Source organism: Variovorax nitratireducens, from assembly GCF_051216545.1.
Taxonomy (GTDB): domain Bacteria; phylum Pseudomonadota; class Gammaproteobacteria; order Burkholderiales; family Burkholderiaceae_C; genus Variovorax.
Map to the genome: position 1 here is coordinate 303,210 of NZ_JBPJZO010000005.1, position 10,979 is coordinate 314,188.

Here is a 10,979-nt window from a genome sequence, read left to right on the forward strand (position 1 = left end):
ACGGAGGAGACACCATGAGCTTCCACGGCAAGACCATCGTCATCACAGGCTCGAGTTCGGGCATCGGTGCCGAAACCGCGCGGCTGCTGCGCCAGCAGGGCGCGCGCGTGATCGGCGTCGATCGCAACGACCCGATGATCACGCTCGACGGCTTCGTCCGCGCCGACCTGTCTGAACCATCGGCCATCGACGCTGCCGTCGCGCAACTGCCTGACCGCATCGACGCGCTGTGCAACATCGCCGGCGTGCCGGGCACTGCCAAGGCGGATCTGGTGGCCCGGGTCAACTACCTGGGCTTGCGCCACCTCTGTCAGCGCGTGCTCGACCGCCTGCCCGAGGGCGGCGCGATCGTCAACATTGCCTCGATCCTCGGGGCCGAGTGGCCGCAGCGCCTGGCGCAGCACAAGGCGCTGGCCGAAACGGCCAGCTTCGAAGACGGACTGGCCTGGCTCGCCGGGAAGCCGGTGCCGCAGGAGACCTGCTACCAGTATTTCAAGGAGGCATTGATCGTCTGGACCGTGACGCAGTCGCAGAAGTGGTTCCTGGAAAAAGGCGTGCGCATGAACTGCGTGGCGCCGGGCCCGGTCTTCACGCCCATCCTGGGCGACTTTGTGGCCATGCTGGGCGAGGAACGTGTGCAGAAGGATGCGCATCGCATGAAGCGTCCGGCGCTGGCCGACGAGATCGCACCGGTGGTGGCCTTCCTGTGCGCGGACGCATCGCGGTGGATCAGCGGCGTCAACCTGCCGGTGGACGGCGGACTGGCTTCGACCTACCTTTGAGCCCACCAGCGCCCCAGGCGGCGCAACAGTTGAACCGGATACCCACCCGTCCAGGCGTCGGGGCAATCCTCGCGATAGCGCGCGCGCTGCGTGGCCGATGCTGCGCGCAGAGCGGCCAGGTTGTTTTCGGTATACCTCCAGATGCCCTGAACCACGAAATTGCCCGGCCTGCTCGAATCCGGCTTGGGCCGAACATTGACGCCCGTAGCACCGATGCTCCTGAGCAACTCGGATCGTGCCGTCGCAACCATCATGCCGTCGCCGTAGATCTCGATCTCGCGCGTCAAGGTAAAGCAAATGGTCTGGATGCTGGGGAAGCACTCCGCCAGAAACAAGGTGACCTCGACCAGCAGGAGCGGGCCGAGGCTGCTCCGCTCGCTTCCCACCGACGGTGAAGCCAGGAAGCGGCTGATGTGAACGATCGACCTGTCTGCGCTGACCTCGATCGGATCGAGCGTGCCAAGGAAGCGGCCCCGGTCATAGACGAGCATGGGCTCGCCCAGTTCGTAGCTCGAGCGTCCTGGGCCCGCGAGGTGGAGTTTCTCGAAGATCAAAATAAATCAGAATCGGTTTCCAGCCAGTCTGCAACTGGATGTCAGCCGAGGATGACACATCCGCGTCAAGATAAACGGGGAACCTTCGCGCCCTGCCCCACCCGAACAGAGCCTTTCAACTCTCAGGAACTCCCGAACGTGATCACCCCTTCCGAAAGCCGTGCCATTGTCACCCTGTGCCTCATGGCCGCCTTTGTCGATGGCGACAAGCATGAGCGCGAGCGAGACGAGGTCAAACGCATCGCCGAAGGGCTGGCACAGGCGGGCCAGGACATCAACCTGCAGTCGCTCTACCAGGATGTGCTGATGAAGCGCGTGTCGCTGGCCGACCAGAGCACCGCACTCACCAGCCCCGAGGCACGCCAGCTCGCCTACGAGATGGCGGTGTGCGTCTGCGATGCCGACGGCGCCCAGTCGCAACCCGAACAGTTGTTTCTGAACGACCTGCGCAGTTCGCTCGGACTCGACGCGCGGGCCACGCAGGCTTTCGACACGCAGGCCGCAGCGATCGCGTCGGCACCGCTGGCCACCGCTGCTGGAGCAGCAGGCGCAGCAATCACCACTGCACCTGCGGTCGACAGCGCCGAACTCGACCAGGCAATCCTCAACGCCGCCATCCTCAACGGCGCGCTCGAGCTGCTGCCCGAGACGCTGTCGACCATGGCCATCATTCCGTTGCAGATGAAGTTGGTGTACCGCATCGGCAAGGCGCACGGCTACGAGCTCGACAGCGGGCACGTCAAGGATTTCATTGCAACGGTCGGTGTCGGCCTGACCTCGCAGTACCTCGAACAGGCCGGCCGCAAGTTGCTCGGCGGCCTGCTCGGCAAAGTCGGCGGCGGGCTGCTGCGCGGCCTTGGCAACCAGGCCGTGAGTTCGGGCATGAGCTTCGCCACGACCTATGCGCTGGGGCACGTGGCCAAACGCTACTACGCGGGCGGCCGGACGCTGTCGACGCAGATGCTGAAAGACGCCTACGCCAGCGTCACGCAGGAAGCCCAGGGTCTGCAGTCGCGCTACCTGCCGGCCATGCAGGAAAAAGCCCGCACGCTCAACCCGGCCAGCGTGCTGGCGATGGTGCGCGGCGGCGCCTGAACCTGTAGGTTTTGGCTGGCGCAGACCTGCGCCAAAAACTGATGCATGGATGCGGCCGGGGGTTCATTCTTGAGGTAAGCCCGGCCCCATGTTGCGATGCCGGTTCACCGATTTTTAGTGAGCCACTCCCATGCCTGCCCTCGCGCCCCTGCCCGCCCGCGCTGCCGACGTCGTCGCGCTGACCGCCAGCCACCGGGTCTACGACAGCGACCAGGAGCATGCCACCCGGGCGGAGGCTGCCCGGCGCCTGGCCGCCCTCAAGGGCGTCGCGTTCCGGGGCGAATACCTGCACGGCCACCCTTACGGTGCACCGCTCTACCTCGTGCCCAGCGACACACTGACAGCGGAGGTGGCGCATGGCTTGGGAGTGCACAGCGCCAGCGATCTTTTCGGCGGGGTGGTGCCGTGGGGCTTCGTCGGCACCAAGGTCATCACGCACCCGCTGGTGCATGCGGCCGCCGTGGCGCCGATCGGCTGGACGCCCGCATTTCCGGAGCGGGTGGCGGAGGCCGTGTTGCGCGGCTTCTCGGTGTTCTCGCACGACGACGCGCGCAAGGCCGGGGCGCTCCTACTTGCCGACGTGCCGGTGCGCGTGAAGCCGGCCTGCGCCACGGGCGGCCGCGGCCAGACCGTGGTGAAAGACGCCGCGGCGCTGGATCGCTGCCTCGCGGAAATGAGCTCGGCGGAATTGGCCGAGCATGGCCTGGTGCTCGAAGAAAACCTTTGCGAGCCGGTCGTCACGCTGAGCGTGGGCCAGGTGACGGTCGGTGACCTGTGCGCGAGCTACCACGGCGTGCAGCGCACCACGCGCAGCAACCACGGCAACATCGTCTACGGCGGTTCGGACCTGACGCTGGTGCGCGGCGACTTCGACGCGCTGCTGCAGCAGCCCGATCTGACCCCCCGGGTGCGGTTGGGAATCGAACAGGCGCGGCGCTATCACGAAGCCGCACTCGACTGCTTTCCGGGGTTCTTCGCGTCGCGCATCAATTACGACGTGGCGCAGGGTCGTTCATCAACCGGTGCCGAGCGATCGGGCGTGCTGGAGCAGTCGTGGCGCCTGGGCGGCGCAACCGGCGCCGAGATCGCCGGGCTCGAATGCTTTCGCGACCGGCCCGACTGCCAGCGCGTCGAGGCCTCTTGCTTCGAGGTGTACGGCACGCAGGACGCGCCACCCGACGCCACCGTCTATTTCCGCGGCGTCGACAAGCAGACGGGGCAACTGGTCAAGTACGCGGTGGTGCGGTGAAATGAGGGTAGATGCCCACTCGCCATAGCACTGTCGACATTGCCGTTGGCACCCACCATATCGCCGGCACCCTGGTTGCGCCGTCTGCCGCCGTTCCCGGCGTGCTGCTGGTGCACGGCTGGGACGGCAGCCAGGCGCAGTACCTCGCGCGGGCGCACGAGATCGCGGCGCTCGGCTGCATCTGCCTGACGATCGATCTGCGCGGCCATGCACGGCACGAGGCGCTGCGCGCAGCCGTAACGCGCGAGGACAACCTGCAGGACGTGCTGGCCGGCTACGACACGCTGGTCGGCCACCCGGCGGTCGATCCGCAGTCGGTCGCGATCGTCGGCAGCAGCTACGGCGGCTACCTGGCGGCACTGGTGAGCGCGCTGCGGCCGGTGCGCTGGCTGGCGCTGCGGGCACCCGCGCTCTACCGCGACGAAGCCTGGGACACGCCCAAGGGCAAGCTGGCGCGCGAGGATCTGATGGCCTACCGCCGCAGCGTGATCGCGCCGGCCGACAACCGCGCACTGGCCGCCTGCGCCGCCTTCAAGGGCGATGCGCTGGTGGTCGAATCGGAGCACGACAAGACCGTGCCGCACCCCGTGATCGAGAACTACCTGACGGCCCTGAAGCGCGTGCACTCGGTTACCTACCGTGTGCTGTCCAACGCCGACCACGCCCTCTCGCAGGAGGCCTCGCGCCAGGCCTACGGAATGCTGCTGGTGAGCTGGATGACCGAGATGGTGCTCGGCGCCAAGGCCGCCACCGGCCTGCTGCGGCCGGCGCCGCACAGCCCGGCCTGAGGGCCCGGATACTCGGCGCATGAACGTACTTCCCACCGCGCACGACGTCGTTGGCTTCTGGCGTGAAGCCGGCCCCCAAAAATGGTTCGCCAAGGACGAGGCCTTCGACACCGCGTTCAAGACCCGCTTCGAAACCCTGCACCATGCCGCGGCGGCGGGCGCGCTGGACGGGTGGGCTGCCGATGCGGAAGGTGCACTGGCCCTGCTGGTGCTGCTCGACCAGTTTCCGCGCAACGCTTACCGCGAGACTGGCCACATGTTCGCGACCGACGGCAAGGCACGGGCCATTGCGCGCACCGCGGTCACGGCCGGCCTGGACGCGCGGGTCGAGGCGGCGCTGCGCCCCTTCTTCTATCTGCCCTTCATGCACTCCGAAGCGCTGGAAGACCAGGAACGCTCAGTGGCGCTGAATGCCGCGCTCGACGCCAACACGCAGCGCTTCGCGGTGCTTCACCGCGACATCGTGGCGCGCTTCGGCCGCTTCCCGCACCGCAACGCTGCACTGGGCCGCGCCAGCACGCCCGACGAGCAGCGCTTTCTGGACGAAGGCGGTTTCTCCGGCTAGGCAGACCGTGCGGCCAGCAGGCCGAGCACGCCCATCGCGAGCGAAGCTCACGCCGCGACAGGGTCGATCGGCATTGGCGGCACGCCGCGCGCCTCGATCGCCTCGCCGGCCGCCAGGCACAGGTCTTCGCGGTAACGTCCGGCCACGAGCTGCACCCCGACCGGGCTCTTGCCGACCATGCCGGTGGTCACCGTGAGCGCCGGCAGGCCGGTGAGCGGCAGGCCAATCATCGTGAGCTGCGCCTGCCAGACCCGCGCATAGGCCGCCGGCCCCTGCAGATCCAGATCGGCCGCGAACGGCAGCTCGGCACAGACGGGCAGCAGCACCACCGGATAGCGCTCCAGGAACAGCTGCCACAGCCGCGTGATGGTGGCGCGCTTAACCAGCGCGGCCGAGAGTTGCGCCGCGGTGATGTCGCGCGTCAGCCCGGCCTGGCCGGCCAGTGCGGTGATCGCGCCCGGGTCGCCTTCGCGCTCGGCGGCACGCACCATCGCCTCGTAGCCATCGCCCATCCACAGCACCACCTGGCTTTCGAGCGCGTCGCGGATCGGCGGAAGCGCGTCGACCTCGTCCACCGTCCAGCCCGCGTCGCGCAGGCGGTCGGCCGCATCGCGCAAGGCGCTGACGATCTCGGGCTGCGTGTCGAGCCCGTCCGGCCGCAGGCAGAGGGCCACGGTGCGCGGCGCATCGGGGCCGACGAGCGGCGCCGGGCACCACCACGGGTCGCGTGCATCGGGTGCCGCCATGGCCGCGAGCCCGAGGCGCAGGTCGTGCACGGTGCGTGCGATCGGGCCCGACATGGCCATGACCTGCCCTCCGATGCTGCGCTCGGGCAAGGCCGCATTCCACGCTGCCACGCGGCCGAGCGAGGGCCGCAGCCCGTGCACGCCGCAGGCATAGGCGGGGTAGCGGATCGAGCCCGCGATGTCGGTGCCGTGCGCCAGGTGCCCGATGCCTGCGGCCACCGCGGACGCGGCGCCACCCGACGACCCACCCGGCGTGAGCGAGGCGTCGCGCGGGTTCAGCGTGGTGCCGTGCAACTGGTTGCCGGTGAACCAGCGGTAGCTGAATGCCGGCGCATTGGTGCGGCCGACGATCACCGCGCCGGCTTTCAGCAGGTTGTCGACCACCGGGCTGCTGGTGGCCGCGACCAGGTCTTTCTGCAGGTTGAGCCCGTTGCTGGTGGCAAAGCCGGCCTGGTCGATGTTGATCTTGACCGTGACCGGCACGCCGGCCAGCGGGCCCGGATCTTCGCCGCGGGCCAGAGCCGCATCGATCGCACCCGCGCGTTGCAGCACCTCGTCCGGCCGCCAGTCGACCACCGCGTTGATCTGCGGATTGACCGCGTCGAGCCGAGCCAGCGCCGCCTGCGCGGCTTCGGTGGCCGAGAGCTTGCGCTGGCGGATCGAAGCGGCGACCTGCGAAGCAGACAAGCGCCAGATATCGGACATGCGTTTTCCTTGGGTTGGTTGTTTGTTTCAGTCGAACAGCGACGGCGTGCCGCCGGGCGCCGCGCCTTCGATGGCCAGCATGCGCAGCTTGGTCAGCGCGCCGCCGCCACCCGAGAAGCCACCGGGCTTGCCGTTGGCCGCGACCACGCGATGGCACGGAACGATCGGTGCGAAGGGGTTGCGGCCAAGCGCCTGCCCGACCGCACGCGACAGTCCCTTGTCGCCGAGTTCTTCGGCCACATCGCCGTAAGTGCGCAGCTGGCCGGGCGCGATGCGGCGCGCGATGGCGTATACGCGCTGGTGGAATTCGGGCACGCCGGCCATGTCGAGCGGCACTTCGCAAAGGTCGCGCGGCGCGCCCTGCATCAGCGCCTGCACGCCTTCGATGGCGGCCTGCACGAAGGGCGGCGGCGTGGTCTCCGGCAGCGCGCCGGTTCCGCGCAACATGCGCTCGCGCGTGCCAGCGGCCGTCGCTTCGGGCAGTTGCACCGCAATGACGGCCTGCGCGTTCCAGGCGATGCCGCAAGTGCCGATGGCGGTGTCGAACACTGCACAGCCGCCGCTTTCCATTTCGTTCATGCCAGCACCACGTTCGCGACCAGGAAATCGAGCAGCGCCCGCACGCGCGCCGGCAGCCGGCCGGGTTTGCCAAGGTAGACCGCATGTATGGGCTCGCGCTCGTGCGGGTTGAATTCTTCCAGCACCGGCACCAGCCGCCCGGCATCGATGTCGGGCTGCACGTGGTAGAGCGACAGTCGCGCAAGGCCGACCCCATCGATCGCCAAGCGGCGCAAGGTGGCGCCGTCGCCGGCACGGGCATTGCCGGCCACCGGCACCAGCACCGCGCGGCCATCGACCTGCAAGGGCCAGTCCGGCAGGTTGCGGCGGTAGCTGGAGCCCAGCCGGTTGTGCGCCTCGAGTTCCTGCGGCGTGCGCGGGGTGCCGCAGCGCGCCAGGTAGGCCGGTGACGCGACGATGGCCTGGCCCGTGTCGCCAAGCCGGCGCGCGACCAGATCCGACGCCGGCAGTTGCCCCCATCGGACCGCCACGTCGGTGCGCTCGTCCATCAGGTCGACCACGCGGTCGGTCAGGGTCACGTCGAGCGTCACCTGCGGATGCTGTTCGAGAAAGAGCGGCACCAGCGGCAGCAACACGAGCTCGCCGAACGGCACGCTGGCATTGATGCTCACGCGACCGCGCGGCGCCGCACCGGCCGCCGCGCAGCGCTCCGCCTCGTCCATGTCGGCCAGCACCTGCACGCTGCGTTCGTAGAAATGCTTGCCCTCGGGCGTGAGCTGCAGCTTGCGCGTGGATCGGTGCACAAGCTGCGTGGCAAGCCGCGCCTCGAGGCGGCCGACCAGCTTGCTCACCGCCGAGGGCGTCATCCCGAGATGCCGCGCCGCGGCCGAGAAACCATCGCGCTCGACCACCTGCACGAAGGCTTCCATCTCGCCGGAACGGTTGACGTCGATGCGGGGCATGGGCTCTGGATATGTGACTTCAACTCACAGCTGTGTGTCTGATCGGGATTCTAGTCATGCAAGGCATTTGTCCGCACAGTAACAAGCATGCCCATCGCCCTCTTCGCCCTCACCGCCGGTGCCTTCGGTATCGGCACCACCGAGTTCGTCATCATGGGCCTGCTGCTGCAGGTGTCGACGGATTTCCATGTCTCCCTCCCGGCCGCCGGCCTGCTGATCTCGGGCTATGCGCTCGGCGTCGCTGTCGGCGCGCCGGTGCTGACCCTCGCCACCCGCCGCATGGCGCGCAAGACCGTGCTGCTCGCGCTGATGGCGATCTTCACGCTCGGCAACATCGCCTGTGCACTCGCACCCAGCTACGACGCGCTGATGGTGGCCCGCGTGATCACCTCGCTGGCGCACGGCACCTTCTTCGGCGTCGGCGCGGTGGTCGCGACCGGGCTGGTGGCGCCCGAGCGGCGCGCTTCGGCCATCGCCATCATGTTCACCGGGCTGACGGCCGCCACAATCCTCGGTGTGCCGGCGGGCGCCTGGCTGGGCCTGCAGTTCGGCTGGCGCTCGGCGTTCTGGGCCGTGGCCGTGATCGGCGTCGTTGCCTTCATGGTGCTCGCGCTGTTCGTGCCGCGCGATGACAAGACCGCAGCCCCGGCCACCGCGCTGCGCGACGAGCTTGCCGTACTGGCCCGGCCGCAACTGTGGCTCGGCCTGGCCATCACGGTGCTTGGCTTTGCCGGCCTGTTCGTGGTGTTCACCTACATCCAGCCGCTGCTCACGCGTGTCACCGGCCTGTCCGACGCGGCCGTGTCGCCGGTGCTGCTGCTGTTCGGCGGCGGCCTGGCCGTCGGCAACCTGTTGGGTGGCAAGCTGGCAGACCGGGCGCTGGTGCCGGCTCTGCTCGGCACGCTGGCGGCGATGGCGCTGGTGCTCGGCGCGATGGATCTCGTGATCCACATGCCGGTGCCCACCATGGTGTTCATCGTGCTGCTCGGTATCGCGTCCTTCGCCACCGTCGCGCCGCTGCAGTTGCGCGTGCTGGAGAAGGCGGCCGGCGCGGGCCAGAACCTGGCCTCGAGCCTGAACATCGCAGCCTTCAATCTCGGCAATGCCCTTGGTGCATGGGTCGGTGGCGTGGTGATCGAGCGCGGCCCGGGCCTCGCGGCGCTGGGCCGGGCCGCAGCGCTGCTGACGCTCGCGGGCCTCGGCGTCGCGCTCTGGAGCCGCGCGCTGGACAGGCGCGGCGCATCGTCGCAAGGTGTGGCGGCCAGCGCCTGAACCTCGGCCTGAACTTCAGGCCTCCAATTCGTCAACGCAAGGAAACTTCATGGAACAACGCCTTCTCGGCAACTCCGGCTTCAAGGTGCCCGCCCTCGGCTTCGGCGCCGGCACCTTCGGCGGGCAAGGCCCGCTCTTCAGTGCCTGGGGCAACACCGACGTGGCCGGCGCGCGCAGCATCGTCGACATCTGCCTCGACGCCGGCGTTAGCCTGTTCGACACGGCCGACGTCTACTCGAACGGCGCATCGGAAAGCATTCTCGGCGCCGCACTCAAGGGCCGGCGCGACCGGGCCATCATTTCGACCAAGCTCTCGCTGCGCATGGGCGACGGGCCGAACGACGTGGGCTCGTCGCGCCACCACCTGATGGAGGCGACGCACGCCGCGCTGAAGCGGCTCGATACCGACCACATCGACATCCTGCAGCTCCACGCCTTCGACGCGATGACGCCGGTCGAGCAGGTGCTGCGCACGCTCGACGACCTGGTGCGCGACGGCAAGGTGCGCTACATCGGCGTGTCGAACTTCTCGGGCTGGCAACTGATGAAGTCGCTCGCGGCCGCCGACCGGCTCGGCCTGCAGCGCTATGTGGCCAACCAGACCTACTACTCGCTGATCGGCCGCGACTACGAGTACGAGTTGATGCCGCTGGGCACCGACCAGGGCGTGGGCGCCATCGTCTGGAGCCCGCTCGGATGGGGTCGGCTCACCGGCAAGGTGCGGCGCGGCCAGCCGCTGCCCGAAGGCAGCCGCCTGCACGAGACAGCCGGCTTCGCGCCACCGGTGGCCGACGAGCATCTGTACCGCGTGGTCGATGCCATGGACATCGTGGCCGAAGAAACAGGCAAGACCCTGCCGCAGATCGCGCTCAACTGGCTGCTGCAACGCCCGACGGTGGCGAGCGTGCTGATCGGCGCACGCGACGCGGTGCAGTTGCGGCAGAACCTCGGCGCATTGGGCTGGCAGCTGACGCCCGACCAGGTGAAGCGGCTCGATGCGGCGAGTGCCACGACGCCGCCCTACCCTTACTACCCCTACTGGAACGGGCAGTTTTCCGAGCGCAGTCCGGCGCCGGTTTGAGCCGGCACGGCGGCTAGAACGAGGGCGCGGCCGGTGCGCCCTCGACGCGGGTCCGGAGCATCTGCTTTTCGACCTCGGCGAAACGGTCGCCGATGTACATCGTCAAGTCGTCGCCCGCGGCCGGAAACTTCTCGGCATCGGAGATGATGCCCATCACGTTCTGGTACGGCGTGGGGTTGGCAGAGGTGGTGGACGTAGCGCGCGCAGCCGTCGGCTGACTGCCTGAAGGGCCGCAGCCCGCGAGGCTTGCCGCCAGCAGCAATGCGAGCGGTGTCGCGAAAAAATAACGTGTGACCATGATGAATCCGGAATGTGTTCGGCCGGTTCGGAGCGAACGGGCATCGATGCGTCGATGGTTCACCTTGTGCGCCCTGCGCGCCAGTCCTCGGACGGCCTACCGCCGATGGGGCGCGTGCTTCGGGCTTGGCGTTTCGGGGTAGGGCCTGTTGGGTAGGGCCTGTGGATAGGGCCGGTGCGGGAGGGCGTTGGGGGTAGGCCGCTGGCGGCGGGTGGCCCCTTCCGCGAATGTCCCCCGGGCTTCGCCCTCCTCCTGATATTGTTCCTCCCGCTCCCGAAGCGCTGAAGGGAGCCCGTCCGGTAAACCCTGTGCTCCTCCTTGGGCTTGCCAGCCCGCAATAAAGACTGGGGAAGCGGACGGATT

General features: G+C 68.7%; 12 protein-coding genes. 7 read left to right on the forward strand and 5 right to left on the reverse strand.

All coding sequences use genetic code 11. The features are described from left to right. Positions 1–14: 14 nt before the first annotated feature. The gene (locus ACSFA8_RS15890) at positions 15–782 is read left to right on the forward strand and encodes a coniferyl-alcohol dehydrogenase (protein ID WP_435480458.1); all 768 of its coding nucleotides are present in this window, start codon (positions 15–17) and stop codon (positions 780–782) included. On the opposite strand, the gene ACSFA8_RS15895 is transcribed toward ACSFA8_RS15890, so the two are convergent. After that, entirely contained in the window at positions 773–1,273 is a 501-nt protein-coding gene (locus ACSFA8_RS15895) for a hypothetical protein (RefSeq protein WP_435480459.1), read from the reverse strand. The two genes, ACSFA8_RS15890 and ACSFA8_RS15895, sit on opposite strands and share 10 nt — an antisense overlap. A 204-nt stretch (positions 1,274–1,477) precedes the next feature. Here ACSFA8_RS15895 and ACSFA8_RS15900 point away from each other — a divergent pair, with 204 nt between their 5' ends. From ACSFA8_RS15900 to ACSFA8_RS15915, 4 genes are all read left to right on the forward strand, one after another. Further along, a complete protein-coding gene (locus tag ACSFA8_RS15900; RefSeq protein ID WP_435480485.1) occupies positions 1,478–2,431 on the forward strand; it encodes a YcjF family protein in 954 nt (317 codons plus the stop codon). A gap of 130 nt (positions 2,432–2,561) precedes the next feature. Next, complete coding sequence (locus ACSFA8_RS15905) at positions 2,562–3,680, forward strand: DUF3182 family protein (protein ID WP_435480460.1); 1,119 nt, start codon at positions 2,562–2,564, stop codon at positions 3,678–3,680. 11 nt (positions 3,681–3,691) lie between these two features. Next, positions 3,692–4,468: an alpha/beta hydrolase family protein gene (locus ACSFA8_RS15910; protein ID WP_435480461.1), complete on the forward strand. Its 777-nt coding sequence runs from the start codon at positions 3,692–3,694 to the stop codon at positions 4,466–4,468. A gap of 19 nt (positions 4,469–4,487) precedes the next feature. Then, positions 4,488–5,033, forward strand: a complete 546-nt coding sequence (locus ACSFA8_RS15915) for a DUF924 family protein (protein ID WP_435480462.1) — start codon at positions 4,488–4,490, stop codon at positions 5,031–5,033. A gap of 47 nt (positions 5,034–5,080) precedes the next feature. Here the strand turns inward: ACSFA8_RS15915 and ACSFA8_RS15920 are convergent, their stop codons facing one another. Genes ACSFA8_RS15920 through ACSFA8_RS15930 form a run of 3 tightly spaced genes read right to left on the reverse strand, consistent with a single transcriptional unit; the run spans position 5,081 to position 7,965 of the window. Next, positions 5,081–6,484: an amidase family protein gene (locus ACSFA8_RS15920; RefSeq protein WP_435480463.1), complete on the reverse strand. Its 1,404-nt coding sequence runs from the start codon at positions 6,482–6,484 to the stop codon at positions 5,081–5,083. Between the two features lie 27 nt (positions 6,485–6,511). After that, a complete protein-coding gene (locus ACSFA8_RS15925; RefSeq protein ID WP_435480486.1) occupies positions 6,512–7,054 on the reverse strand; it encodes a methylated-DNA--[protein]-cysteine S-methyltransferase in 543 nt (180 codons plus the stop codon). 5 nt (positions 7,055–7,059) lie between these two features. Continuing rightward, positions 7,060–7,965, reverse strand: coding sequence for a LysR family transcriptional regulator (locus ACSFA8_RS15930; protein WP_435480464.1), 906 nt, complete (start codon positions 7,963–7,965; stop codon positions 7,060–7,062). A gap of 87 nt (positions 7,966–8,052) precedes the next feature. On the opposite strand from ACSFA8_RS15930, the gene ACSFA8_RS15935 reads away from it, so the two are divergent. Both ACSFA8_RS15935 and ACSFA8_RS15940 read left to right on the forward strand, forming a co-directional pair. Then, entirely contained in the window at positions 8,053–9,237 is a 1,185-nt protein-coding gene (locus ACSFA8_RS15935) for an MFS transporter (RefSeq protein WP_435480465.1), read from the forward strand. A 49-nt stretch (positions 9,238–9,286) separates the two neighbouring features. Continuing rightward, on the forward strand, positions 9,287–10,318 hold the full coding sequence (locus ACSFA8_RS15940; protein WP_435480466.1) for an aldo/keto reductase: 1,032 nt from the start codon (positions 9,287–9,289) through the stop codon (positions 10,316–10,318). A 13-nt stretch (positions 10,319–10,331) separates the two neighbouring features. Here the strand turns inward: ACSFA8_RS15940 and ACSFA8_RS15945 are convergent, their stop codons facing one another. Then, positions 10,332–10,616 (reverse strand): hypothetical protein, encoded by a 285-nt coding sequence (locus ACSFA8_RS15945; protein ID WP_435480467.1) that lies wholly within the window; start codon positions 10,614–10,616, stop codon positions 10,332–10,334. Between the last annotated feature and the right edge of the window lie 363 nt (positions 10,617–10,979).

What these genes read in the sequence shown, in the direction of transcription:
- ACSFA8_RS15890 (WP_435480458.1), top strand. Translation starts at nt 15, where the DNA reads ATGAGCTTCCACGGCAAGACCATCGTCATCACAGGCTCGAGTTCGGGC.
- ACSFA8_RS15895 (WP_435480459.1), bottom strand. Translation starts at nt 1,273, where the DNA reads ATGCTCGTCTATGACCGGGGCCGCTTCCTTGGCACGCTCGATCCGATC.
- ACSFA8_RS15905 (WP_435480460.1), top strand. Translation starts at nt 2,562, where the DNA reads ATGCCTGCCCTCGCGCCCCTGCCCGCCCGCGCTGCCGACGTCGTCGCG.
- ACSFA8_RS15910 (WP_435480461.1), top strand. Translation starts at nt 3,692, where the DNA reads ATGCCCACTCGCCATAGCACTGTCGACATTGCCGTTGGCACCCACCAT.
- ACSFA8_RS15915 (WP_435480462.1), top strand. Translation starts at nt 4,488, where the DNA reads ATGAACGTACTTCCCACCGCGCACGACGTCGTTGGCTTCTGGCGTGAA.
- ACSFA8_RS15920 (WP_435480463.1), bottom strand. Translation starts at nt 6,484, where the DNA reads ATGTCCGATATCTGGCGCTTGTCTGCTTCGCAGGTCGCCGCTTCGATC.
- ACSFA8_RS15925 (WP_435480486.1), bottom strand. Translation starts at nt 7,054, where the DNA reads ATGGAAAGCGGCGGCTGTGCAGTGTTCGACACCGCCATCGGCACTTGC.
- ACSFA8_RS15930 (WP_435480464.1), bottom strand. Translation starts at nt 7,965, where the DNA reads ATGCCCCGCATCGACGTCAACCGTTCCGGCGAGATGGAAGCCTTCGTG.
- ACSFA8_RS15935 (WP_435480465.1), top strand. Translation starts at nt 8,053, where the DNA reads ATGCCCATCGCCCTCTTCGCCCTCACCGCCGGTGCCTTCGGTATCGGC.
- ACSFA8_RS15940 (WP_435480466.1), top strand. Translation starts at nt 9,287, where the DNA reads ATGGAACAACGCCTTCTCGGCAACTCCGGCTTCAAGGTGCCCGCCCTC.
- ACSFA8_RS15945 (WP_435480467.1), bottom strand. Translation starts at nt 10,616, where the DNA reads ATGGTCACACGTTATTTTTTCGCGACACCGCTCGCATTGCTGCTGGCG.